The organism is Microbacterium sp. ZW T6_19, from assembly GCF_044987465.1.
GTDB lineage: Bacteria > Actinomycetota > Actinomycetes > Actinomycetales > Microbacteriaceae > Microbacterium > Microbacterium natoriense_A.
Genome location: NZ_JBJDRH010000004.1, coordinates 337,810 through 360,199, shown reverse-complemented (window position 1 = coordinate 360,199; position 22,390 = coordinate 337,810). Strand labels below are relative to the sequence as shown.

At 67.8% G+C, this 22,390-nt stretch carries 22 protein-coding genes and 1 pseudogene; 6 read left to right on the top strand and 17 right to left on the bottom strand.

Annotated features, from left to right (window positions below):
• Positions 1 to 316: 316 nt before the first annotated feature.
• The 6 genes from ACI3KT_RS08735 to ACI3KT_RS08710 form a co-directional block, all read right to left on the bottom strand.
• Entirely contained in the window at positions 317 to 1,168 is an 852-nt protein-coding gene (locus ACI3KT_RS08735) for an SseB family protein (RefSeq protein ID WP_404903644.1), read from the bottom strand.
• Entirely contained in the window at positions 1,152 to 1,898 is a 747-nt protein-coding gene (gene priA, locus ACI3KT_RS08730; protein ID WP_292909290.1) for a bifunctional 1-(5-phosphoribosyl)-5-((5-phosphoribosylamino)methylideneamino)imidazole-4-carboxamide isomerase/phosphoribosylanthranilate isomerase PriA, read from the bottom strand. The genes ACI3KT_RS08735 and priA overlap by 17 nt, the downstream gene beginning before the upstream one ends.
• 100 nt (positions 1,899 to 1,998) lie before the next feature.
• On the bottom strand, positions 1,999 to 2,634 hold the full coding sequence (gene hisH, locus ACI3KT_RS08725; RefSeq protein WP_404903642.1) for an imidazole glycerol phosphate synthase subunit HisH: 636 nt from the start codon (positions 2,632 to 2,634) through the stop codon (positions 1,999 to 2,001).
• Complete coding sequence (gene hisB, locus ACI3KT_RS08720; RefSeq protein ID WP_292909288.1) at positions 2,631 to 3,242, bottom strand: imidazoleglycerol-phosphate dehydratase HisB; 612 nt, start codon at positions 3,240 to 3,242, stop codon at positions 2,631 to 2,633. Before hisB ends, hisH begins: the two co-directional genes overlap by 4 nt.
• Positions 3,239 to 4,333 (bottom strand): histidinol-phosphate transaminase, encoded by a 1,095-nt coding sequence (locus ACI3KT_RS08715; protein ID WP_307298027.1) that lies wholly within the window; start codon positions 4,331 to 4,333, stop codon positions 3,239 to 3,241. Before ACI3KT_RS08715 ends, hisB begins: the two co-directional genes overlap by 4 nt.
• Before the next feature lie 117 nt (positions 4,334 to 4,450).
• Positions 4,451 to 4,813 carry a LysM peptidoglycan-binding domain-containing protein gene (locus ACI3KT_RS08710; RefSeq protein ID WP_404903640.1) on the bottom strand — a complete coding sequence of 121 codons (363 nt, stop codon included), beginning with the start codon at positions 4,811 to 4,813 and terminating at the stop codon, positions 4,451 to 4,453.
• A 294-nt stretch (positions 4,814 to 5,107) separates the two neighbouring features.
• Here ACI3KT_RS08710 and lexA point away from each other — a divergent pair, with 294 nt between their 5' ends.
• A complete protein-coding gene (gene lexA, locus ACI3KT_RS08705; protein ID WP_292909285.1) occupies positions 5,108 to 5,794 on the top strand; it encodes a transcriptional repressor LexA in 687 nt (228 codons plus the stop codon).
• Between the two features lie 119 nt (positions 5,795 to 5,913).
• On the opposite strand, the gene metE is transcribed toward lexA, so the two are convergent.
• A complete protein-coding gene (gene metE, locus ACI3KT_RS08700; RefSeq protein ID WP_404903638.1) occupies positions 5,914 to 8,226 on the bottom strand; it encodes a 5-methyltetrahydropteroyltriglutamate--homocysteine S-methyltransferase in 2,313 nt (770 codons plus the stop codon).
• Positions 8,227 to 8,257: 31 nt separating this feature from the next.
• Entirely contained in the window at positions 8,258 to 9,217 is a 960-nt protein-coding gene (locus tag ACI3KT_RS08695) for a methylenetetrahydrofolate reductase (protein WP_292909281.1), read from the bottom strand.
• Between the two features lie 194 nt (positions 9,218 to 9,411).
• Between ACI3KT_RS08695 and ACI3KT_RS08690 the strand changes: the two genes are divergently transcribed.
• Positions 9,412 to 11,271, top strand: a complete 1,860-nt coding sequence (locus ACI3KT_RS08690; protein ID WP_404903636.1) for a S9 family peptidase — start codon at positions 9,412 to 9,414, stop codon at positions 11,269 to 11,271.
• Positions 11,272 to 11,284: 13 nt separating this feature from the next.
• Here the strand turns inward: ACI3KT_RS08690 and smpB are convergent, their stop codons facing one another.
• From smpB to ftsE, 3 genes are all read right to left on the bottom strand, one after another.
• Positions 11,285 to 11,761 carry an SsrA-binding protein SmpB gene (smpB, locus tag ACI3KT_RS08685; RefSeq protein ID WP_292909277.1) on the bottom strand — a complete coding sequence of 159 codons (477 nt, stop codon included), beginning with the start codon at positions 11,759 to 11,761 and terminating at the stop codon, positions 11,285 to 11,287.
• Positions 11,762 to 11,825: 64 nt separating this feature from the next.
• Positions 11,826 to 12,740, bottom strand: a complete 915-nt coding sequence (gene ftsX, locus ACI3KT_RS08680; protein WP_292909275.1) for a permease-like cell division protein FtsX — start codon at positions 12,738 to 12,740, stop codon at positions 11,826 to 11,828.
• On the bottom strand, positions 12,737 to 13,789 hold the full coding sequence (ftsE, locus tag ACI3KT_RS08675; protein WP_404903634.1) for a cell division ATP-binding protein FtsE: 1,053 nt from the start codon (positions 13,787 to 13,789) through the stop codon (positions 12,737 to 12,739). The genes ftsX and ftsE overlap by 4 nt, the downstream gene beginning before the upstream one ends.
• A 141-nt stretch (positions 13,790 to 13,930) precedes the next feature.
• On the opposite strand from ftsE, the gene ACI3KT_RS08670 reads away from it, so the two are divergent.
• Complete coding sequence (locus ACI3KT_RS08670; RefSeq protein ID WP_404903632.1) at positions 13,931 to 15,130, top strand: DUF2510 domain-containing protein; 1,200 nt, start codon at positions 13,931 to 13,933, stop codon at positions 15,128 to 15,130.
• A 138-nt stretch (positions 15,131 to 15,268) separates the two neighbouring features.
• Here ACI3KT_RS08670 and prfB read toward each other — a convergent pair whose 3' ends face one another.
• Positions 15,269 to 16,378 (bottom strand): peptide chain release factor 2, encoded by a 1,110-nt coding sequence (prfB, locus tag ACI3KT_RS08665; protein ID WP_292909267.1) that lies wholly within the window; start codon positions 16,376 to 16,378, stop codon positions 15,269 to 15,271.
• Positions 16,379 to 16,416: 38 nt separating this feature from the next.
• Here prfB and ACI3KT_RS08660 point away from each other — a divergent pair, with 38 nt between their 5' ends.
• The gene (locus ACI3KT_RS08660; RefSeq protein WP_404903631.1) at positions 16,417 to 17,679 is read left to right on the top strand and encodes an MFS transporter; all 1,263 of its coding nucleotides are present in this window, start codon (positions 16,417 to 16,419) and stop codon (positions 17,677 to 17,679) included.
• The gene (locus ACI3KT_RS08655; RefSeq protein WP_404903629.1) at positions 17,676 to 18,233 is read left to right on the top strand and encodes an NUDIX hydrolase; all 558 of its coding nucleotides are present in this window, start codon (positions 17,676 to 17,678) and stop codon (positions 18,231 to 18,233) included. Before ACI3KT_RS08660 ends, ACI3KT_RS08655 begins: the two co-directional genes overlap by 4 nt.
• A gap of 431 nt (positions 18,234 to 18,664) precedes the next feature.
• On the opposite strand, the gene ACI3KT_RS08650 is transcribed toward ACI3KT_RS08655, so the two are convergent.
• The 5 genes and pseudogenes from ACI3KT_RS08650 to ACI3KT_RS08630 all read right to left on the bottom strand — a co-directional run.
• A complete protein-coding gene (locus ACI3KT_RS08650) occupies positions 18,665 to 19,120 on the bottom strand; it encodes a TadE family protein (RefSeq protein ID WP_307298049.1) in 456 nt (151 codons plus the stop codon).
• Positions 19,089 to 19,490: a TadE/TadG family type IV pilus assembly protein gene (locus ACI3KT_RS08645; protein WP_404903627.1), complete on the bottom strand. Its 402-nt coding sequence runs from the start codon at positions 19,488 to 19,490 to the stop codon at positions 19,089 to 19,091. The genes ACI3KT_RS08650 and ACI3KT_RS08645 overlap by 32 nt, the downstream gene beginning before the upstream one ends.
• 159 nt (positions 19,491 to 19,649) lie before the next feature.
• Positions 19,650 to 21,380 (bottom strand): ATP-dependent nuclease, encoded by a 1,731-nt coding sequence (locus tag ACI3KT_RS08640; protein ID WP_404903626.1) that lies wholly within the window; start codon positions 21,378 to 21,380, stop codon positions 19,650 to 19,652.
• Between the two features lie 41 nt (positions 21,381 to 21,421).
• A complete protein-coding gene (locus ACI3KT_RS08635) occupies positions 21,422 to 21,571 on the bottom strand; it encodes a hypothetical protein (protein ID WP_404903624.1) in 150 nt (49 codons plus the stop codon).
• A gap of 21 nt (positions 21,572 to 21,592) precedes the next feature.
• Positions 21,593 to 21,832, bottom strand: a pseudogene (locus tag ACI3KT_RS08630) (type II secretion system F family protein); the annotation flags it as partial.
• A gap of 20 nt (positions 21,833 to 21,852) precedes the next feature.
• On the opposite strand from ACI3KT_RS08630, the gene ACI3KT_RS08625 reads away from it, so the two are divergent.
• On the top strand, positions 21,853 to 22,110 hold the full coding sequence (locus tag ACI3KT_RS08625; protein ID WP_404903705.1) for a hypothetical protein: 258 nt from the start codon (positions 21,853 to 21,855) through the stop codon (positions 22,108 to 22,110).
• The last annotated feature ends 280 nt before the right edge of the window (positions 22,111 to 22,390 follow it).

Below are 22,390 nucleotides of genomic sequence, written 5' to 3'. Positions count from 1 at the left end.
CCTTCGGGCTCCGGTCCTCCAGGCTCCGGGATTCGCTCCTCAGGCAAAGAGCGGGGACCCTCCCGCTTCGCGGGCCCCTCCCGATTTGCCTGAGGAGCGAATCCCTGCGCCTTCCGACCCTGCGCCCTCGCGTCACCGTTGACTTCGGCTGAAGGGCATGGGTGCGAACCGACTAGTCCTGGGCGACCAGCAGCGGGGCTCATCAAGCCGTTGTCTCGCTGTTCGCACACTGCCGGTCGTTGAGCGAGAGAGCGCAGCGAGCGAGACGAAACGCGGTGAGGCGCACGACTCATGCTCCGCGTGGGCACCGCATCGTTCAGGCGGAGCGGCGCAACTTCACGGTCAGGGAGTCGGCGAGCACGGCGATGCGGTCGTCTGCCGCCCAGCGTTGCGCGAGGCGCTGCAGGACCGCATCCAGCACATCTTTTTCAAGGCCGTCGACGAGCTCGAGGATCACCACGAGCTCGGGGCCGCGCAGACGCGCATCGGGGTCTCCCGCGTCGACCGCCACGTCGATCACAGCCAGCTCGTGCGCCACACTGGCCTGGAGAGCCTGGAACACCTCGGGCGACAGGAAGCTCGGCTCCCACGCCTGCCCCTGGGCGACTGCCCAGACGGCAGGACGGCGGAGCACGAACTCGGTCTCAGAGGTCGGATCCAGAACGATCAGGTCGGTGTCCTCCGCCGAGGCCGCTAGAGCCGCACGCACCGCTTCTACCGGAATCGGCCGCGCGGTCGCATCCCACCTCTGCATCGCCTGCACAGAGGAGAAGACAGGCTGAACGCGACGCCCGTCAGGAGCGGCGACGGTCACGATCGACAATTCCTGGGTCTTGTCGACGACAAGCCCGGTGGGCCCGACGCCTTCGTCGCCCTTCTCGGCGACGAGAGGGATGAGGACGCGCGCCGAGCGGAAGGCGTCGACGACCTCGGCCTGCGACCCCTCACCCGACCGGAACCTCAGCAGGGCGTCGAGCAGAGCGGGATCAGCCGATCCGTCATCCCCGGCATGCGGGTTCGACTCGAAGCTGCGCCCCTCCCACGGGACGCCTGCCGAATCGCCGGCTCCGCCTGGAGGCGCCGAATCGCCGGCTTCGCCCTGACCTGCCGGGATGCCGTGGCCGTGCGACTCCGGTCCGCAGGAGTGGGGGTCAGTCTCCTGCGACATCCAGCGCCTCGGCCAGCGTGAACGCGCCGGCGTAGAGAGCCTTGCCGACGATCGCGCCTTCGACGCCGAGGGGCACGAGCTCGCGAAGAGCGACGATGTCATCGAGGTTGGCGATGCCGCCGGAAGCCACGACGGGCTTCGGAGTGCGCGACGTCATCTCGCGCAGAAGCTCGAGGTTCGGGCCGCGCAGCGTTCCGTCCTTCGTGACGTCGGTGACGACGTAGCGGCTGCAGCCGGCATCCTCGAGCCTGGCCAGGACCTCCCAGAGGTCGCCGCCGTCCTTGGTCCAGCCCCGAGCGGCGAGCGTCGTGCCGCGCACGTCGAGGCCGACCGCGATCGCCTCGCCGTAGCGGCCGATCACGTCGGCTGCCCACTCCGGGTTCTCCAACGCGGCCGTGCCGAGGTTGATGCGGGTCGCCCCGCTCTCGAGCGCCGCCTCGAGGGTGGCGTCGTCACGGATGCCGCCGGAGAGTTCGACGTTCACGTTCTTGAACTGCTTGATGACCTTGCGCAGGATCGGCGCGTTGCTGCCGCGTCCGAAGGCCGCGTCGAGGTCGACGAGGTGGATCCACTGCGCACCCTGCGCGACCCACTCCCCCGCGGCGTCCAGCGGGTCGCCATAGCTGGTCTCGCTTCCGGCCTCGCCCTGCGTGAGACGGACGGCCTTGCCGCCGGCGACGTCGACCGCGGGGAGCAGAGTGAGCGAAGGGGACTGTGCGAAGTCGTTCATGACGTCCTTGAGTGGTGAGAAGGCGCCCATGGCGGGCACGAGAAACGAGGGTACCCCTGCGATCGACGCTCACCCAAATGCGTGACGTCGAACACCGGAATCAGAGGCTTCCGACCCAGTTGCGCAGCAGCTGGATGCCGGCGTCCCCCGACTTCTCCGGGTGGAACTGCGTGGCCGACAGCGGTCCGTTCTCGACCGCCGCGAGGAAGGGGTCGCCATACGTCGTCCACGTGAGCACGGGCTGCGGGAACGGCGGGATCACGTCGAGCTCCCACGACTGCGCGGCATAGGAGTGCACGAAGTAGAAGCGCTCGTCTTCGATGCCCCGGAACAGCACGCTGTCATCGCCGGGCTCGACCGTGTTCCAGCCCATGTGCGGGAGGACGGGGGCGTTGAGCTCGGTGACCGCACCCGGCCACTCGCCGAGACCCTCCGTGTCACGACCCCGCTCGACCCCGTGGGCGAAGAGCACCTGCATGCCCACGCAGATGCCGAGCACCGGTCGCCCGCCCGCGAGTCGACGGTCGATGATCTCGTCACCGCCGTGCGCGTACAGGGCGTCGCGGACGGCCTGGAAGGCGCCGACGCCGGGCACGACGAGACCATCGGCCTCGAGCGTGAGCTTCTTGTCTCGCGTGAGCACGGCATCCGCACCGGCGGCGACGAGAGCTTTGACCGCGGAGTGCACGTTGCCGGATTCGTAGTCGAAGACGGCGACTCTCGGTGCAGTGCTCACAGTGCGCCCTTGGTCGACGGGATGCCGTCGACCAGTGGATCGAGCGCCTTCGCCTGGCGGAACGCACGTGCGAACGCCTTGTACTCCGCTTCCGCGATGTGATGCGGGTCACGGCCGCCGAGAACGCGCACGTGCACAGTGAGACCGGCGTTGAAGGTGATGGCTTCGAAAGAGTGACGCACGAGCGCGCCGGTGAAGTGGCCGCCGATGAGGTGGAACTCGAAGCCCGTCGGCTCGCCTTCGTGCACGAGGTAGGGACGCCCCGAGATGTCGACGACAGCCTGAGCGAGAGCCTCGTCGAGAGGCACGAGAGCGTCGCCGTACCGCGAGATGCCCGACTTGTCGCCGAGTGCCTCGCGGATCGCCTGGCCGAGCACGATCGAGACGTCCTCGACCGTGTGGTGCGCGTCGATGTCGGTGTCGCCGGATGCGCGCACGGTGAGGTCGGTGAGCGAGTGCTTCGCGAACGCCGTGAGCATGTGATCGAAGAACGGCACGGAGGTGTCGATGTGACTGACGCCCGTCCCGTCGAGGTTCAACTCGAGTTCGACGGTCGACTCGGACGTGCTGCGGACACGACGAGAGGTGCGAGGCGCGGGGGTGCTCATGAAGCCGATCCTATCGAGGCGAGAGCGTCCAGGAACGCCGTGGTCTCCGCCTCGGTTCCCGCGGTGACGCGGAGGTGCCCGGGGATCCCGACGTCGCGGATGAGCACGCCCTGGTCGTACAGCCCCTGCCAGGTCGCCTTCGGATCGGACACGCCACCGAACAGGACGAAGTTCGACCAGGACTCGTGGGGGGTGTAGCCGAGCGCCTCGAGCGTGGCCGAGATGCGGTCGCGCTGCTCGACGATCTCGTCGACCATCCCCAGCATCACGTCGGCGTTGCGCAGAGCGGCGACGGCAGCGGCCTGCGTGAGCGCACTCAGGTGGTACGGCAGACGCACCAGCCTCAGTGCGTCGATGAACGCGGGGTCGGCGGCGAGATAGCCGACTCGGGCGCCCGCGAAGGCGAAGGCCTTGCTCATGGTCCGCGAGACGGCGAGGCGCGGACGCCCCTCGAGCAGGCTGAGGGCGGATGCCGCATCCCGCGGCGCGAACTCCTGATAAGCCTCGTCCACGATCACGATGCCACGAGCCGCGTCGTACACCGCCTCGACCACGTCGAGCCCAAGCGGCGTGCCGGTCGGATTGTTCGGCGAGCACAACAGGATCACGTCGGGATCCGCGTCGCGCACCTGCGCCGCGGCGTCGTCCGGGGTGATCGTGTAGTCCGGCTCGCGGGTGCCGGCCACCCAGCGGGCACCTGTCCCCTGAGCGATCAGCGGATACATCGAATAGGTGGGCGCGAAACTGAACGCGGTGCGCCCAGGGCCGCCGAAGGCCTGCAGGATGTGCTGCAGCACCTCATTCGATCCGTTGCCCGCCCAGATCTGCTCGGAGGTCAGACCGTGCCCGAGGTACGACGCGAACGCCTCACGCAGCGTCGTGAACTCCCGGTCGGGGTAGCGGTTCACGTCGCGGATCGCGACCGCGATGTCGTCGAGGATGTCGCTGGCGACGGCATCCGGCACCGGATGGGTGTTCTCGTTGACGTTGAGCGCGATCGGGAGGGGAGCCTGAGGTGCACCGTAAGGCGTCAGCCCCCGGAGGTCGTCGCGAAGCGGCAGGTCGTCAAGAGAAGCGGTCACCCTTCCCATGCTAGAACGCACCGGCTATGCAACCGAGCCAGGTGACACACTTCGCCCCTTGGGTTCCTGAGCCTGCCGAAGGACGCTCCCAGAACCGAACGATGGTCAGTTCGCGTACATCGATGGTCAGCTCGTGTACCGAGCAGGGATCGCGAGCTCGTCACCGACCTGCAGGGTCGAACCCTCGAGCATGTTGAGGTCGCTGATCTCGTCCATGACGCCGCGCGGGTCCTCATTCGGAGCGACCTTCGAGGCGATCGACCAGAGCGAGTCACCGGGCACGACCGTGACGGTCTCGAACGTCGCCGTGGAGACCGCGTCGTTCGAGGCCAGAGCGCTGCCGCCGCTGAGGACGCCGAATGCGATACCAGCGGCGAGAGGGATCGACGCGAGGGCCAGGAGCACACGGCGACCACGCGCCGTCACTCGCAGGCGCGTCGCCGGACGTGCCGGAAGAACTGCCGCGGTGCCGAAGGCGATGGTGCTCATGTCGTGCTCCTTCTTGTCGCTTCCCTGCGGGAAGCCCCCTGAGGGGGAAGTTGGCGTAGCGTTCGCATTCAGGACTCGGCCGGGAGCCGTGGATGCGAAGCTACGTTCCGAATCTATATTCGAATTCGAACATCTGTCAAGCGTTCTTCGAAACCTGGTTCGAGAATCTGCCGACACGCTCGAACAGATCTTCCAGATCGGCCCGTTTCTCGGATACGGTTTCGATACGGACACCACATCACGGACCACCGACATTCGAACTGCGGCCCCGGAATCACGCATCTAAGGAGCACGATGAGCGACAACTCCGCACCTGAGCCCGAGGCGCCGCGCACCCGTCGCCGAAAGAGCCTGAGCCCCAAGCAGATGGCGATCCTCGAGGTGATCCAGAACTCGATCAGCCGGCACGGCTATCCGCCGAGCATGCGCGAGATCGGCGACGCCGTCGGCCTCAAGTCGCTGTCGAGCGTCACCCATCAGCTCGGCCAGCTCGAGCTCAGCGGCTACCTGCGCCGCGACCCTGGAAAGACCCGTGCCATGGAGGTGCTGATCGATCTGCCAGGCACGAGCGGCGAGAACCCCGCCGACGTCGCGACCCCGGTGGGCGATGCCGCCCTGGTGCCGCTCGTCGGACGCATCGCAGCCGGAGTCCCGATCACGGCCGATCAGCAGGTCGAGGAGATCTTCCCGCTCCCCCGCCAGCTGGTAGGCAAGGGCGACCTGTTCATGCTCAAGGTGTCAGGCGAGTCCATGATCGACGCGGCGATCTGCGACGGCGACTGGGTCGTCGTCCGCACCCAGCACACGGCCGAGAACGGCGAGATCGTCGCCGCCATGCTCGACGGCGAGGCCACAGTCAAGGTCCTCCGCCGTCGTGACGGTCACACCTGGCTGCTCCCCCGGAACTCCGCTTTCGAACCGATCCTCGGCGACGAATCGACGATCCTCGGCAAGGTCGTGGCGGTGCTCCGCGCCGTCTGAACGGTCTCCGACGCGCAGAAGCCCCCTTCACAGGTGAAGGGGGCTTCTGCTGTTCGCGGGCGGCGCCGGCATCCGTTCTCGGCGGGCTCCCGGCACTGCTGCGGACCGACGATCCTCGATCAGACGGCGACCGAGACGTCCTCCCGGACGCGACGGGTCGCCTCGACGATGTTGCGCAGCGACGCGACCGTCTCGTCGTAGCCGCGGGTCTTCAGACCGCAATCGGGGTTCACCCAGAGCTGACGCAGCGGGATCTCGTCGACGGCCCGGCGCAGGAGCGCCTCGACCTCTTCGACGCTCGGCACCCGCGGCGAGTGGATGTCGTACACGCCGGGCCCGATGCCGTGGTCGAAGCCCGCCTCGGCGACGTCCGCGACGACCTCCATACGGCTGCGTGCCGCCTCGATCGAGGTGACGTCGGCGTCGAGCGCCCGGATCGCGTCGATCACGACCCCGAACTCCGAGTAGCAGAGGTGCGTGTGCACCTGCGTGCCTGAGGCGGCTCCACCCGTGGCGAGACGGAACGAGTCCACCGACCACTGCAGGTACTCGGGCTGGTCCGCCTTCTTGAGCGGGAGCAGCTCGCGCAGCGCGGGCTCGTCGACCTGGATGATCGCGATGCCCGCGGCCTCGAGGTCGGCGATCTCATCGCGCAGCGCGAGCGCGACCTGGTTGGCCGTCTCGGCGAGCGGCTGGTCGTCGCGGACGAACGACCAGGCGAGGATCGTCACGGGGCCCGTGAGCATGCCCTTCATGTGCGCGGTGGTCAGTGACTGCGCGTACGTGGACCAGCCCACCGTGATGGGCGCCGGACGCGAGACGTCGCCCCAGAGGATGGACGGACGCGTCGCGCGGGAACCGTAGGACTGCACCCAGCCGTTCTCGGTGACGTCGAAGCCATCGAGGTTCTCGGCGAAGTACTGCACCATGTCGTTGCGCTCCGGCTCGCCGTGCACGAGGACGTCGAGACCGAGATCCTCCTGCAGTGAGACGACGCTGGCGACTTCACGGCGCAGGAACTCCTCGTAGTCCTCCACGGGGATCTCGCCCTTCGTGAAGCGGGCGCGTGCCTGGCGGATGTCACCGGTCTGCGGGAACGATCCGATCGTGGTGAGCGGCAGGGCGGGCAGGCCGAGCGCCTCCTGGGCCGCTTCGCGCTCCTCGTAGGACGCACGCGAGAAGTCGGCGTCGGTGAGGGCGCGATCGCGCACGGCGCCGTCGCGCACGCCCGGGGCCGACAGTCGGTCGGCCAGGGCGGCGGATGCCGCGTCGAGCTCGGCCGCGATCGCGCTGCGTCCTTCGGCGAGGCCGCGAGCGAGGGTCACGACCTGCGCGACCTTCTGGTCGGCGAACGCGAGCCACGAGACCAGGCGCGCGTCGAGCTTCGTCTCGTCGTCGACGTCATGCGGCACGTGCAGCAGCGAGGTGGAGGTGGATGCCGAGACGGATGCCGCACCGAGTCCGCCCAGCGCCTCGAGCTTGTCGGCCGCCGCAGCGAGATCGCCGCGCCAGATGTTGTGCCCGTCGATCGCTCCCCCGACGAGGGCCTTGCCTTCGAGGCCCGGGGCCTCCGCGGGCACTCCACCGCGGACGAGGTCCACCCCGATCGCCTCGATCGGGGCGGCGGCGAGCACCGGGAACACCTCGCCGAGGTCGGCGTAGGGAGCTGCGACCAGGATCGAGGGACGGTCGGACGAGCCACCGAGCACAGCCAGCGCGCGGGCCGCAGCATCCGCCAGTTGGGCGACGGACGCGGGCAGCGACTCGCTCACGAGCGCCGGTTCGTCGAGCTGCACCCACTCCGCTCCCGCATCCTTCAGGGCCGCGAGGAGTTCGACGTAGACGGGCAGAAGGTCGTCGAGGCGGGAAAGCGGGTCGAAGTCATCGGGCGCGCCGTCCGCCGCCTTCGCCAGCGCGAGGAGCGTGACGGGTCCGACGATCACAGGACGCGTCACGAAGCCGGCGGCGACGCCCTCGGCGACGTCGCGCACGAGACGGTCGTCGGAGAGCGAGAAGCTCGTGTCCGGCCCGATCTCGGGCACCAGGTAGTGATAGTTCGAGTCGAACCACTTCGTCATCTCGAGCGGAGCGCGATCGCCCTCACCGCGCGCGATCGTGAAGTAGGCGGGAAGCCCGATCGTGCCGTCCGCCGCGCGGAGGTCTTCGAAGCGTGCGGGGATCGCACCGACGGCGACTGCGGCGTCGAGCACCTGGTCGTAGAAAGAGAACGACTCGGGGATGGCGGAGTCGGCGCGGCCGAGACCGAGCGAGGCGAGCCGTTCGCGGGTCGCGGCTCGGAGTTCCGCGGCGGTCGCCTCGAGCTGGGCGAGGTCGGAGCGACCGGCCCAGAACGCCTCGACGGCCTTCTTGAGCTCGCGGCGTCGGCCGATGCGGGGGTAGCCGAGGATGGTGCCCTCAGGGAATCCGGACATGGTGGAGCCTTTCGATGGGGGTTCAGCGGGGTCAGCGGATGCGAGCGACCGGCAGGACGCCGGCCTCTTCGAGAACGGTGAGCACGGTGTCGTGCTGGTTGAACGCATACAGGTGGATGCCGGGGGCACCGCCCGCGATCACCTCGCGGGCGAGACGGGCCGCCCACTCGACGCCGATCTCATGGCGCCCCTCCGGCGTCGGCTCGACATCGAGCGCGATGGCGAGTTCGCTCGGCAGGGTCTCGCCCGTCAGCTCCAGCACGCGGGTGAGGCGCACGGGCGACACGATCGGCATGATGCCGGGGAGGATCGGGATGGTGACCCCCTCGGCGCGCGCCTTCTCGACGAAGCTCAGGTAGTCGTCGGAGTGGAAGAACAGCTGTGTGATCGCCGACGTCGCACCCGCCGCCTGCTTCGCGAGCAGGGCGTCGATGTCCTGCCAGCGATGGGTCGACCGCGGATGCCCGTTCGGGAAGGCCGCCACGGCGACGGACGCCTTCCGCCGGGCACCCACCGTCGCTGCTCCCGGGAACCCCGGGACGGGCGACTCCTCGTAGGGTGACCGTTCCGCCTGCACGCGATCGATCAGCTGCACGAGCTGCGCCGCGCTCTCGAGGTCGCCGAGGAACGGTTCGTCGTGGCCGACAGGCGGGTCGCCGCGCAGCGCGAGGAAGCTGAGGATTCCGGCATCCAGGAACTCCCTGATGAGGCCCGCCGCACCCGCATAGGTGTTGCCGACGCAGGTGATGTGCGCGAGCGGCTCGACGTCGGTGTGCTCGCGGATGAATCGCAGAACTTCGAGCGAGCGCCCGCCGGTCGAGCCGCCGGCGCCGTAGGTCACCGAGATGAAGTCCGGCCCTGCGGCGGCGAGCCGTCGCACCGTCTCGTGCAGCGCCGTCTGGCTCGACTCGGAGCGCGGCGGGTACAGCTCGAACGAGAACGGCACTCTGCTGGTCTGATCTGCAGAGGGCTTCGTCGTCTCGGAAGACATCTTCTACTCCAGGGGACAGGGCGGGCACAGGGCCGCGAACGACGCGCTTCTGCGTCTCTTTCGCGGGCGGGTGCCGGGCTCGGCTGTCGCTCCACGCTCAGGGTGAACCGGGCGTTTCCAGAAACCTATGGCAATCCTCCGCGCTCCGCATCAACTGTGACGTCGTGTGTCATCGTCGCAATAGGCTCGAGGTCATGTCGACGCCGTTCGGGTTCTGGCCCTCGCCCTTCACCGCCGCGTCGGTCGCGGCATCCGTCCCTCGCATCGACGGATCGGCCTTCGTCGGCGAGGAGATCTGGTGGGGCGAGTCCGTGCCTGCCGAGGGCGGGCGGATGACCGTGCGGAGCACCTCGGGACGAGAAGTGCTGCCCGCTCCCTGGAGCGCCCGTTCCCGCGTGCACGAGTACGGTGGCGGATCCTGGGCGGCCGACGCCGACGGCACGCTGTTCTTCGTCGACGCCCGCGATCAGCGGGTGCACCGCCTCGAGCCCGGCGTCGAGCCGGTGCCCCTCACGCCCGCGGGTCCCGCGCACGGAGGCCTCCGCCTGCAGCGCGGGCGTCTGTTCGCCGTGCGCGAGGATCTCTCCGTCGATCCCCACCTGCGCGCGATCGTCGAGATCCCGTCCGACGGCTCCGCGGCCGATGATCCCTCGGCGATCCAGGTGATCGTGGAAGGCACAGTCTTCTTCGCGCATCCCGCCCTCTCCCCCGACGGCAGCCGCATGGCCTGGGTCGAGTGGAGCGGCAGCCGGATGCCGTGGCAGGAGGCGCAGCTGGTGACCGTCGATCTCGACGACCAGAGTCTCGCTCCGATACGCACCAGAGCGGCGCTGCAGCCGGAGTGGATCGGCGACGACGAGCTGCTCTTCGCAGACGATCCGGACGGCCGGTGGCAACTGCACCGCCTGCGGCTGGAACGGTCGGCCCCGGTGAGCGAGGCCGTGCCCGTCACCACGACGGATGCCGACACCGGTTACGGACTGTGGGTGCTGGGCAACCGCTGGTACCAGCCGCTGTCCGACGGACGGATCGTCGCGGTGCGCACGAACGGGCGCGACGAGGTCGTCGTGATCTCACCCGAGGGCGCGCCGCGCACTCTGGACGCGCCCTGCGACGGCCACGTGAGCGTCGACGCAGCTGAGGGATCGCGCGTGCTGCTCAGCGGCAACGGTTCGACCGTCTCACCAGGCGTGTGGTGCGCAGACGCGGACACCGGTGTCGTGACCACGATCGCCGGCGGGACGCCGGTCGACGCGGCCTGGATGCCACCCGCGCGCGGGATCGTCGTCGACGGCGAGCATGGTCCCGTGCACGCCTTCGCCTATCCCCCCGCGAATCCCCACGTCGAGCCGCCGTCCGACGAGCTCCCGCCGTACGTCGTCTTCGTGCACGGCGGGCCCACCGCGCACGTCACAGGCGCGGCGTCCACCGCCATCGCCTTCTACACCAGCCGCGGAATCGGGGTGCTCGACGTGAACTACGGCGGCTCCACCGGCTACGGCCGCGCCTATCGCGAGCGGCTGCTCGGCGAGTGGGGCGTCGTCGACGTCGACGACGTGATCGCCGCCGCACGAGGCCTTGCGGACGCCGGGCACGCCGACCCCGCGCGCATCGCCATCCGCGGCAGTTCGGCCGGCGGCTGGACGGTTCTGTCGGCCCTGGTGCGGGGAGGCACGTTCGCCGCGGGGATCAGCAGGTACGGCGTGACCGATCTGCGCGGCCTCGTCGAGCACTCGCACGACTTCGAAGCGCACTACATCGAGGGACTGGTGGGCCCGTTGCCGGCATCCGAATCGCTCTATATCGACCGCTCGCCCCTCACGAACGCCGATCGCATCGACGTGCCGGTGCTGCTTCTGCAGGGCGCCGACGACCGCGTGGTTCCTCCCTCGCAGTCCGAGGCGATCCGCGATGCCCTGGCCGCGCACGGCGTCGCCCACGAGTACGTCGAATACCCGGCGGAGGGACACGGGTTCCGCCGCGCCGAGACCATCGTCGATGCGTTGGATCGCGAGATCGCGTTCCTTCAGAGCGCCCTGAATCCGGGTCCCTGAGTCTGTCTGGGGGCTACTCCCCGGTGCGGTTGCGCATCCGCATGGCGCGCTCGGCCTCACGAGTGTCCTGGCGCTCGCGGAGCGTCTGACGCTTGTCGAACTCGCGCTTGCCCTTCGCGAGGGCGATCTCGACCTTGGCCCGGCCGTCGGAGAAGTACAGCTTGAGCGGGACGAGCGTGTAGCCCCCGGCAGAGACGGCATGCTGCAGCTTCGCGATCTCCTCGCGATGCAGCAGCAGCTTGCGGATGCGCTTGGCGGAGTGATTGGTCCAGTGGCCCTGCGAGTACTCCGGAATGTGCACGGAGTCGAGGAACACCTCGTTGCCCTTGATGAAGGCGTATCCGTCGCTCAGATTGGCGCGCCCTTGGCGCAGCGACTTGACCTCGGTGCCGGTGAGCACCATCCCCGCCTCGTACGACTTCTCGATGTTGTAGTCGTGACGTGCGCGACGATTGGTCGCGACGACCTTCTCCCCGCGTTCCCTGGGCATGATGCTCCTGCTCTCCGTGTCGGTGGCCGGCCATGATCGTCGGCGGCCAGCCGACCAGCCTACCTCAGGTGCGCAGCCATCGGCGGATCGCGAAGCCGGCCGAGAGCGCGGCGAGCACGATCCCGATGCCGATCAGCACCGGCACGACGATCGCCGCGTCCTTCATCCCCACCCATGTCGTGATGAACGCGACGCGGCCGCGGAGGTAGCCGTCGACCCCGAAATGCACCCCGGCGAGCACCGCGGCGCTCGCGAGCACCGAGCCGAGGAAGGCCGCGAACACTCCTTCGAGGACGAACGGCGTCTGGATGAAGCGGTTGGAGGCGCCGACCAGCCGCATGATGCCGATCTCCTTGCGTCTCGCGTACGCCGACAGTCTGATGGTCGTGCCGATCAGCAGGATCGCTGCGATCAGCATCAGCACGGCTATGCCGACCGCGATATAGGTCGCAACCGTGAGCGCTGAGAACAGAGGTTCGAGGTATTGCAACTGATCGGTCACCTGCTCGACGCCGGTCTTCCCGTTGAACGCCTCGACCAGCACCTGCGACTGCGCCGGGTCCTTGAGAGTCACGTAGAAGCTCTCCGACATCTGCTCTGCGCTGAACAGGCTCGCCTTGTCTTCTCCGAGCTGCTCGACGATGTTGGCGTAGGCCTCGTCCTTGGTCTCGAAGCGCACGTCAGAGATCAGCCGGGAGAGCGCGTCGTCCTCGAGCTGAGCCTTGACCGCCGCCGTCTGCTCCTCCGAGGCCGCGCCGTCGACGCACTCGGTCGACTCGGACAGAGTGGAGCACATCGAGACGACGACCTGAGCGCGCTCGGACCAGTAGGCCCGCATCGTGCCGATCTGCGCCTGCATCAGGATGGCCGCGCCCACGAACGTCAGCGACACGAAGGTGACCAGCACGACCGAGATCACCATCGAGATGTTGCGTCGAAGGCCGCCGAGGGCCTCCGCGAGGATCAGACCGATTCTCATGAGGTCGGCCCCACTTCGTCGCTGTCGTCGGAGAGGCCCAGTCGGTCGGCGACGCCGAGCTCGGCGACATCGACCTGCGGAAGCATGATCGGGTGCGTGCGCGGGCCCACGGCTGCAGGCTGCTCGACCTCAGCAGCCGGTTGCGGCTCGGCCGGAGCCGCCTGCGCTTCGGGAGTCTCGGATGCCGTCGGCACCGCGTCGGAGGTGGCAGCCGCGGCCTTGCGCTGCGCGCTGAGCTCCTCGGCGAGTGATGCCCGCACGACAGAGAGGTCGGCGGTCTGGCGCTGAACCTCCTGGACGGCGGTGAGGGCTGCCGCGGCCGCGGCTCCTCGCACCTCTTCCGGCACCAACCGCGGGATGTTCGAGGTGTCGCCGTATCCGCCGTGCACTTCGTCGCGCACCATCTCCCCGTCGCGCAGTTCGATGACGCGGCGCTGCATCGCGTCGACGAACGCCGCCTCGTGCGTAGCCATCAGCACGGTCGTTCCTCCGGCGTTGATACGGGCGAGCAGCTGCATGATGTCGACCGAGGTTCCGGGGTCGAGGTTGCCGGTGGGCTCGTCGGCGAGCAGCACCTGCGGGCGATTGACCAGCGCGCGGGCGATCGCCACGCGCTGCTGCTCACCGCCGGAGAGCTCATGCGGCATCCGCTTCTGCTTTCCGTCGAGACCGACGAGAGCGAGAGCCTCGGGCACCGCCTGCTGGATGAATCCGCGCGACGAGCCAGTGACCTGCAGTGTGAAGGCCACGTTCTGGAACACCGTCTTCGACGGCAGCAGGCGGAAGTCCTGGAAGACCGAGCCGATGTGGCGCCGGAAATAGGGCACCTTGCGATTGGCGAGGGAACGCAGATCTCGACCGAGCACGGCGACGCGTCCGGACGTCGGCACCTCCTCGCGGAGGATCAGTCGCAGACAGGTCGACTTGCCCGACCCCGATGCACCGACGAGGAAGACGAACTCTCCCCGCTGGACTTCGAAGTCGACGCCGGACAGAGCGGGCCTGGTGGTCCCGCGATAGCGTTTCGTGACGTTCTCGAACCGAATCATGGCGGTACGAGCCTAAGCTCCACCTCTCCCCTGCCCGCGAGCGACACCCCGCACACCTGCCTTGCGTCGACGGTCACTGCTATACATGAACTGCTGATCCGCGCGATCGCGCGGGGACCGATTCCGAGGGGGATGCACATCATGACGACACCTGCTGGCTGGTACGACGACGGGTCCGGCCGACAGCGCTGGTGGGACGGCACCCAGTGGACGGAGCATTTCGCACCGGTCGCCGAGCCCGAGGCCCCTGTCGCCGAGACGCCTTCCGTCGAGACCGCCGAGTCGAATCCGTTCGCGCCCGCCGAAGAGCGGGTCATCGAGGCCGCCCCCTCCGTGCCTTCCGAAGACGCCGCTCCGGTTGCAGCCTCCGAGGTCCCCGAAGTCCCTCCGGTGCCCGAGAACCTGTCATACGGTGAGCAGCCGACTACCGACGCGTGGGCGCCCGCTCAGGAGCAGCCGACGATCCCGTTCGACGCCCCCGCCGAGCAGCCCACTCAGCAGTTCGAAGCACCGGGCGCCGGTGAGCAGACTCCGCCGGTAACCGGCGGGCTTCCCCCGTATGCCGCACCGGCACCGGGCTACGCGCCCTCGGCGGGCTACCCCGAGGCCGCTCCGACGTACGCCGGCGTGCCCCAGGCACCCGCGTATCCTGCTGCAGCCCCCGGTTCGCAGGGCGGAGCGCCCGGCTATGCTGCGGCGGGCGCCGCTCCTTATGGCACGGCCCCCAGCGCGCCGGCGTCGATCTCGATCCTGGGTCTGGTCGGCCTCGGTCTGGCCGTCCTCGGCGTCATCCTCTCCTGCATCCCCGTCACGCCCGTGATGGTGATCGGCTGGGTCGTGCTGCTCGCGGGGCTCGTGATCTCCGTGGTCTCGCTGTTCCTGAAGGGCCGCAAGTGGCCGGGAATCACCGGACTCATCGTGGGTGTGATCGGCATCGTCATCGCATTCATCGTCGCGATCGTCTTCTTCGCCGCCATGGCCATCAACAGCGCGATCGACGACCTGCCGTCATCGCCGCCGTCGAGCAGCGCCGAGGACACTCCGAGCGACGAGCCGACCGATGAGCCGACCGATGACGGTTCCGCATCGCTGGGCCGCCCGACCGTCGATGAGCTCAAGGTGGGTCTCGTCGCTGTCATGGAGGAGTCCGGAAGCAGCCCCGAGGACTACACCGACGCGCAGATGACATGCTTCGCACAGGCCTTCTACGACTCCGACCTCGACGACGAGACCCTGCGCAAGATCGCACAAGGCACGGGCGTGTTCGAGGACTACGAGGCCGCCTCGGCATTCCTCGAGGTCTTCACCGACAACCTCGCCACGTGCGCGATGGCTCAGTGACGATGAGCTGAGCCTCCGCTCGGCCGAAGCGAATCAGCCCGGTTGCTGGGTCACCGAGAGGTGTCCTGCAACCGGGCTGATTCCGTTGTCGCCGGCACGCTCAGAGCGTCGCGGCAGCGGTTCGACTCCCCGGGCCGATCAGTCCTCTTCTTTGCGCTTGCGCCAGCGGATGCCGGCCGAGATGAAGCCGTCGAGATCACCGTCGAAGACGGCCATCGGGTTACCGGACTCGTGCCCGGTGCGCAGGTCTTTGACGAGCTGCTGGCCGTAGAGGAAGTACGAGCGCATCTGGTCGCCCCAGCTCGCCGTGATGTTGCCGGCGAGCTCCTTCTTCTTCGCGGCTTCCTGTTCCTTCTGCAGCAGCAGAAGGCGGGTCTGCAGCACGCGCATGGCCGCCGCACGGTTCTGGATCTGCGACTTCTCGTTCTGCATCGACACTACGATGCCGGTCGGAAGGTGCGTGAGGCGCACGGCAGAGTCGGTCGTGTTGACCGACTGGCCACCAGGGCCAGAGGAGCGGAACACGTCGACGCGGATGTCGCTCTCGGGGATGTCGACCTCGGTCGCTTCCTCCATGAGCGGGATGACCTCGACCGCGGCGAACGAGGTCTGACGCTTGTCGGCTGAGCCGAAGGGGCTGATGCGCGCGAGGCGGTGCGTGCCCGCCTCGACCGAGATGGTCCCGAACGCATAAGGGGCGTCGATCTCGAACGTGGCCGACTTGATGCCGGCTCCTTCGGCGTAGGACGTGTCCATGACCTTCACCGGGTACTTGTGGCGCTCAGCCCAGCGCAGGTACATGCGCATGAGCATCTCGGCGAAGTCGGTGGCGTCGTCGCCTCCGGCCCCCGAACGGATCGTGATGATCGCGCTGCGCTCGTCGTATTCGCCGTCGAGCAGCGTCTGCACCTCGAGCTGGCTGATGATGTCGGTGAGAGCGGCGAGCTCGGCACGTGCTTCGGTCGCCGACTCCTCGTCGCCCATCTCGTTGGCGAGTTCGACGAGGACCTCGAGGTCGTCGAGACGGCTTCCGATGGCCGTGACGCGCGCGAGCGCCGACTGCCGGTGGCTCAGCGCGCTGGTCACCTTCTGCGCCCGCTCGGTGTCATCCCAGAGATCTGGGGCACCGGCCTCTTCACTCAGTCGGGCGATATCGGAACGGAGCGTCTCGACATCGATGACCTCGCGGATGTCACCGTAGGTGAGTCGCAGGGCCTGGATGTCGGCGGAGAGATCGAGTTCGAGCATGGCTTCCTTAGCCTACTCTGCCGAGTAGAGTCGCAGTGATGAGCAGTGCATCGGTGGTCCTGAAGAAGTTCGGGCCCATGGTGTACCTGCCGACCATCCTGTTCTCGCTCGGCGAGGGTGCGGTCATCCCCCTGATCCCCGTCGTGGCTTCGCGCATGGGCGCCGACATCGCTCTCGCAGCCCTCATCTCCGCAGCTCTCGTGGTCGGTCAGCTGTGCGGCAACCTGCCTGCGGGGTGGGCTGTCTCGCGGCTCGGGGAGCGCTTCACGATGGTGATCGCCGGCGTGGTGGCGATCGTCGCGGGAGTCGCCATGGTGTTCGCCGCGTCGCCGGGAGTGCTCGCGGCATCCGTCTTCCTCCTGGGATTCTGCGCCGCGGCCTTCGGCCTCGCCCGGCATGCTTTCATGACGACCCGTGTGCCTCTCGATTTCCGCGCCAGAGCGCTGTCTCTGCTCGGCGGGAGCTTCCGCCTCGGTGTCTTCGTCGGTCCGTTCATCGCGGCGGGGCTGCTGCAGCTGTTCGGCTCGGAGGCGGCGGCGTTCTGGTTCTTCCTCGGCTGCCTGGTCGTGATGGTGGCGCTGGTGCTGTTCGGGCCGGATCCGGAGAAGACGATCCCGGTCGCAGCGCCCGCGCTGCAGGCCGAGGACTCGGGCGAAGCGGTCAGCGGATCGATACCGACGATCGAGCGCGCAGGCGTCCTGCGGACCATGTGGCTGCAGCGCTCGGTTCTGGGCCGACTCGGTCTCGCCGCCGCGTCGCTGTCGGCGGTGCGCAGCGCTCGTCAGGTGCTGCTTCCGCTGTGGGGAATCTCTCTCGGTCTGGATGCCTCGACGATCGCGCTCGTGGTCGGCGTCTCCGGCGCGATCGACTTCGCCTTGTTCTATGCGAGCGGCCAGGTGATGGACCGCTTCGGACGGCTCTGGGCAGCCATGCCCGCCATGGTGCTGATGGGCGCGGGGTTCCTCGCACTGTCGTTCACGCACGACCTTGACGACTCGGTGTTGTGGTTCGGGATGTTCGCGGCGGTCCTCGGCGTGGGCAACGGCCTGTCCAGCGGCATCCTGCTCACGCTCGGCGCCGACGTGGCGCCCAAGAGCGAGCCCGCGGCTTTCCTCGGGTCATGGCGGACACTGACGGATGCCGGTGGCGCGATCGCCCCGCTGCTGATCTCGGCCATCGTCGCCGTCGCCTCGCTGCCGGTGGCCGCAGCGACCATGGGCGCGCTCGGTGTGGCAGGAGCCGCGGGGTTCCTGCGCTGGATCCCGATGTTCGTGCCGCGGAACAAGGGCACCGAAACATGACGCTGGCGGCTGACGTCCGGCGACTCGTCAGCGCGTTCGCTCCGCGCTCCCCTCGCGACGACGCCGCGCGAGCAGACTTCGCCACGCATTTTCCCGACGACTTCGGCCCGGTGCGGCGCGATGACGGCCCGAGCCACGCGACCGCGTCGGCGTTCGTCTTCGATCCGACGCTCGCTCGCACGCTGCTCGTCTTCCACCGCAAGGGCCGGTTCTGGGTGCAGCCCGGCGGTCATCTCGAGGACGATGACGCCTCGATAGCGGATGCCGCGCTGCGCGAGCTCCGTGAGGAGACGGGCGTCACGGCATCCGTCTCGAACCCGTTCCTCTACGACCTCGACCACCACGCCCTGTCGTCGGCCTTCGGCCGGTGCGCCTCTCACCTCGACATCGGCGTGGCGGTCATCGTGCCGACCGCAGCCGCACTGACGGTGAGCGAGGAGTCGGAGGACGTGCGGTGGTGGCCGATCGACAGCCTGCCGGCTGATGTGCCGGAAGGGTTCGAGCGGCGGGTGCGCGCGCTGCTCGACGTGCTTCGGGCTCGCGCGACAGGCTGACTCACTGGAGCGCGGTGCGGCTGGTCCCGGTCGACTCCAGGGGACCCCCTCGGGTACGAACGGGCTCAGCAGCGGTGGATGCCACACGCCCGCCACCGTCACACGCGCTGAGACTCCGTCGGGTGTCCCCGCACTGACGAGGACGGCGTCGGTGGGCAGCGCGGCGAGCAGCGCCTCCGCCTGCTCGAGCACGCCGTCGTCGGTGAGCTCTGCATGGGGTCCGGCAGCGTCGATCGAGAACGTGAACCCGTCGGCCCCGGCGAGCGCTGCCGAGTCTGCGAGGGAGTCGAGCCGCTTCTGCGTGATGTACAGATCGGTCGCGCACACGCACACGAAGATCACGGCGATCGCGAGAAGCGCGTAGCCGAGCGCGAGCAGCAGCACGCTGCCCTCGTCATCCGCATCGCGTCTCGACGTCATCCTCCGCATCGTCACCCTCCTCCCCACAGGCGCGAGATCTTCTGCACGGCAGATGCCTCGACGGGGATCGCGGTCGAGCGATCGAGTCCGAAGAGCGAGGGCATCAGGGGAAGCGACACGCGGGTCAGCACCGTGACGGTGACCGTGGCTCCGGCCGTCGGGCACCCCGACGCCGCGGGGACGCACGACAGACTGACGTCGACGGCATCCGCGTCGAGACCGTACTCCTCGACGATGCCCGCGAGCACCTGTTCGCTGCGCGCGACGGCGGCATCCGCGTCAGGCGCCAAGGAGATCACGCGCGCGGTGTGCCGTGCCGCCGCTTCGACGCCGAGGGTCTGCTCCTGGATGACCCCGAGAGCCGCGATCAGGTACACCAGAGGGACGAGCAGGATCAGTCCGACGGTGATGAACTCGAGCGCGGCCGATCCCTCGTCATCCGTCACCCAGCGATTCCATCGGCGCATGCGCTTCCACCTCCAACGCATAGGGAAGTCCGATGAGCCCGATGATCGGGAGGGTGGTCCGCACGCGCATCTCGATGACCTGCTGGCCGCCCGCATCCGCCGTGCTCACCGCGACGTCCTCCGCATACGACGCGCCCACCGCCCTAGCAATGGCCAGCCGCGTCCGCTCCGCCCCCTCTTCGGGAGTCGTGTCTGCGAGAGCTGCGTAATAGGCTCCCTCGACCGCGGCGTCGTGAACCACGTTGCGCACGTAGGTGGCCAGAGCGAGTTGCACCACCGCGAGCGTCAACAGAGTGAGCAGCGTGCCGACGAGCACGAACTCCACCGGGCTGGAGCCCCGCTCGTCCGCGAGTTCTCGACGCAGGCTCATGAGCCTCAGAGCCCGGAGACCCGTTCGATGGCCTGCTGGAACAGAGCGCTGAGCGCCGGCCCGGCGACGGCCCAGATCACCACCACGAACCCGGCCGTCATCAACGTGAATGATTCCTGATCCCACGCGCTGAAACCACCGGGCCTTCGCCGCGCGTCGCTATTCCTTCGGACCGACGATGAGTTCGGCTAGGGCAGTCAGGTGCTCCAGAGAATCCGATCGGAGGCTCGCCTGGCCGTTCGCTTTCACAGCCTCGGCCACAACCATCTTCGCTTGATCCAAGAGATCCGGCTGCGCGGGAATGCCGAGAGTAAGGGCGGCGGCCGCGAAGTTCTGGGACCACTTCCGCGAGCGTCGTGCGAAATGACTCGGGCTAAAAGTCCGCCCGAAGTGTGTTGACAACCCACCGAGATACACGCTCGGCTGAATAAGGTCCTCCAGTTCCGCTTGCGTATTGCGTCCGCCAACGACGAACACGTTGGTCGAAGGGAGTATCGACGCATCGCGTATTCTGCGAGCTTCCTCGCGTCCCTCGGCGTCATCGTCGAGAACAGCGATGATGCGACACACGGTGGCCTTCTCGCGCTGAATCTGCGCTCGCATCTTGCCAGCACCCTTGGACGCCCGGAACACGACTCTGCCGGTGGCGACAGCCGAGCTTACCCGTACATCGATCGCCCCGAGCAGTGCCGGGATGACCGTCTCGTCAGTCAGCCCCTCAACGAGCACTACGATCTCGGCGGAGGCGAGATTGTCGTGGAGCTCTATGCCGAGAGCCTCTCGGATGACACTTACTTTCCGCGCGGGCTGAGCTGCGTTCCCCAGTACGAGGATGTTGGAGCTAACCCGTTCGCGGTTCACAAAAATGGGATTGTGCGTGGCAAGGAGGACTTGCTGGGTCGTCGACAGCTCCTGGAAGAGCTGCTGAAGCTCATGCACCGACGCAGGGTGGAGGTGTGCTTCGGGCTCGTCGACGGCGAGAATCACGCTGTGCCCGTTGGCTTGTTCTTGTGCAAGCTCCTGGATCAGAGCCATTGTGACAAGACTTTTGATACCGTCACCCTTGCTCTCGATCGACGTAACCGCTCCGTCGTTCACGGATAGCTCGTCGACTGAGTCCGTCCGCTCTACATCTGCGGTCTGCAGTTCGATCGATCGAACAGACGGAATGTACCGCTGGACGGACGAGGTCAGGTCGATGCCAATCTTCTCCACTGCCTCCTTGCGCAGCATATTGAGGCGGGAGGTAAGTTCGACATACTCCTCAGAATGCAGGAGGGACCGCATGCGCAGTCGGGACAGCTCATTGACAAGCCCTAGGGCCTGATCGCTCGTACGGATGGCCGGCACTGAAACTAGCGAAACGCGAGCAGAAATGAACTCTGCAATCTCGCGCGCCTTCGCCTTGTGCGTAGCGGCCCCGCGCCCGGGCTTGAGCACACCGAACGAGACCGAGAGCCGCCCGAGGGAGATCTCGATTGGGAGGTCGCCGTTGTTCGCGATGCCAGTCTGGTCCGTGAAGTCGCGAACTTCGTCCGGGTCTAGGCGGAACCTGAGCCGGATCACGGTGGGCTTCGCACCCTTCTGGGCTTGTTTCCCTAGCGGGTAGTCGTCGCCCCAGCGGTACCCATAGAGAAGTTGACCCCGCACCGATCGTCTCGGCCGCAGAATGCTCATCGCGGGCGCTCCGGAGAGCGCCCCGTCTTTGTCGAGGTGCCGCGCCATCAGGGGCCACCGTCGAATCAGCTCCATCCCTACAGCAACTGCGCGCAACAGGTTGGATTTGCCTTCGTTATTTGGGCCAACGAGCGTCGTGAGGTCGTCTACCGCGAACTTGGTTTGGGAAGTGATCGATCGATAGTTCTGGACGGTAACTTCAACCAGTCGCATCTTTGCTCCGATTCTCGTGTTTCCGTCACCCTACCCAAGCTTCAGTCGTGAGGCAGAGAGTGACGTAAACAGGGGGCGCCGCCTTTCATCAACGTCACGAGAACCCAGCCCGGCACGTCGCCCGTGTCGTCCTCGGCGAGGTCCCCCATCCAATCGGCGGTGCGGTTCCACCAGCGTCCGAGTGTCGTCATGCTCGTCCTTTCTTGGTGCGCTCAGCCGATGCCGAGTCGCAGGATGAAGAGCCCTGGCCAGATCGCGAGCAGGACCGAGAGCGGCAGGATGAGGAACACGAGAGGAAGGAGCATGAGGATCTCCTTGCGTCCGGCCTGCTCGATCAGCGTGCGCTTGGCGTCCTCTCGCGCATCTCCCGCCTGGGCGTGCAGCACGCCTGCCAGCGGCGCTCCGTGCTCGAGCGCCGCGATGACCTGGTCGACCGCGCGCGACGGTGCGGGAGATCCTGCGAACCAACCCGATGTGCTTCCCTGATGACGCCCTTCGGGACTCGGGCACTTCGCGCGCTCGGGTCGCGAAGGTCTGGAACATCGTGTATCCGGAGCTCCTGATCCACGGCCACATGCATGCTCCCGGAGGCGGTGAGACCGAGGACGACCTTCGTGTGGCGAGCCTCGGCCAGGACTGGCAAAAGGGCGACCTCGGGTTCCTCGACATGCAAACTCTGCGCATCGAGACGCCATCGCTGCGTCGGATCCGGGAGGCGGCAGGTCGATGATCGAAAAGAACCCGTGGGCCGAAATCATCGGGCCCTGCTACACGCGCGCCTCCCTGGCACGTGCCCTTCGCTGGACCCAGTGTAGAGTCACCGAAGCTGCAGCATCACTTCAAGTGCTTGAGCTGTTGACCGAGGACGACGTCTTGCTCTACCCGGCGTTCCAAGTGCAAGACGGTCGAGTGATTGCGGGGCTGACTGAGGTCATGCAGGTCCTCAGTTCGGGCACTCATTCGAGGTGGACCTTGGCTCAGTGGCTGAACGCGGAGATCGACGATGGCTC

Bases quoted from the DNA above. Each gene is read 5' to 3' on its own strand.
- ACI3KT_RS08660 (WP_404903631.1), top strand. From the start codon at position 16,417: ATGAGCAGTGCATCGGTGGTCCTGAAGAAGTTCGGGCCCATGGTGTAC.
- ACI3KT_RS08710 (WP_404903640.1), bottom strand. From the start codon at position 4,813: ATGAGCACCATCGCCTTCGGCACCGCGGCAGTTCTTCCGGCACGTCCG.
- ACI3KT_RS08690 (WP_404903636.1), top strand. From the start codon at position 9,412: ATGTCGACGCCGTTCGGGTTCTGGCCCTCGCCCTTCACCGCCGCGTCG.
- metE (WP_404903638.1), bottom strand. From the start codon at position 8,226: ATGTCCGGATTCCCTGAGGGCACCATCCTCGGCTACCCCCGCATCGGC.
- ACI3KT_RS08650 (WP_307298049.1), bottom strand. From the start codon at position 19,120: ATGCGCCGATGGAATCGCTGGGTGACGGATGACGAGGGATCGGCCGCG.
- ACI3KT_RS08695 (WP_292909281.1), bottom strand. From the start codon at position 9,217: ATGTCTTCCGAGACGACGAAGCCCTCTGCAGATCAGACCAGCAGAGTG.
- ACI3KT_RS08735 (WP_404903644.1), bottom strand. From the start codon at position 1,168: ATGTCGCAGGAGACTGACCCCCACTCCTGCGGACCGGAGTCGCACGGC.
- ACI3KT_RS08715 (WP_307298027.1), bottom strand. From the start codon at position 4,333: ATGGGAAGGGTGACCGCTTCTCTTGACGACCTGCCGCTTCGCGACGAC.
- smpB (WP_292909277.1), bottom strand. From the start codon at position 11,761: ATGCCCAGGGAACGCGGGGAGAAGGTCGTCGCGACCAATCGTCGCGCA.
- hisB (WP_292909288.1), bottom strand. From the start codon at position 3,242: ATGAGCACCCCCGCGCCTCGCACCTCTCGTCGTGTCCGCAGCACGTCC.
- ftsX (WP_292909275.1), bottom strand. From the start codon at position 12,740: ATGAGAATCGGTCTGATCCTCGCGGAGGCCCTCGGCGGCCTTCGACGC.
- lexA (WP_292909285.1), top strand. From the start codon at position 5,108: ATGAGCGACAACTCCGCACCTGAGCCCGAGGCGCCGCGCACCCGTCGC.
- prfB (WP_292909267.1), bottom strand. From the start codon at position 16,378: ATGCTCGAACTCGATCTCTCCGCCGACATCCAGGCCCTGCGACTCACC.
- ACI3KT_RS08625 (WP_404903705.1), top strand. From the start codon at position 21,853: ATGTGCTTCCCTGATGACGCCCTTCGGGACTCGGGCACTTCGCGCGCT.
- ACI3KT_RS08645 (WP_404903627.1), bottom strand. From the start codon at position 19,490: ATGAGCCTGCGTCGAGAACTCGCGGACGAGCGGGGCTCCAGCCCGGTG.
- ACI3KT_RS08640 (WP_404903626.1), bottom strand. From the start codon at position 21,380: ATGCGACTGGTTGAAGTTACCGTCCAGAACTATCGATCGATCACTTCC.
- ACI3KT_RS08655 (WP_404903629.1), top strand. From the start codon at position 17,676: ATGACGCTGGCGGCTGACGTCCGGCGACTCGTCAGCGCGTTCGCTCCG.
- ACI3KT_RS08670 (WP_404903632.1), top strand. From the start codon at position 13,931: ATGACGACACCTGCTGGCTGGTACGACGACGGGTCCGGCCGACAGCGC.
- priA (WP_292909290.1), bottom strand. From the start codon at position 1,898: ATGAACGACTTCGCACAGTCCCCTTCGCTCACTCTGCTCCCCGCGGTC.
- ftsE (WP_404903634.1), bottom strand. From the start codon at position 13,789: ATGATTCGGTTCGAGAACGTCACGAAACGCTATCGCGGGACCACCAGG.
- ACI3KT_RS08635 (WP_404903624.1), bottom strand. From the start codon at position 21,571: ATGACGACACTCGGACGCTGGTGGAACCGCACCGCCGATTGGATGGGG.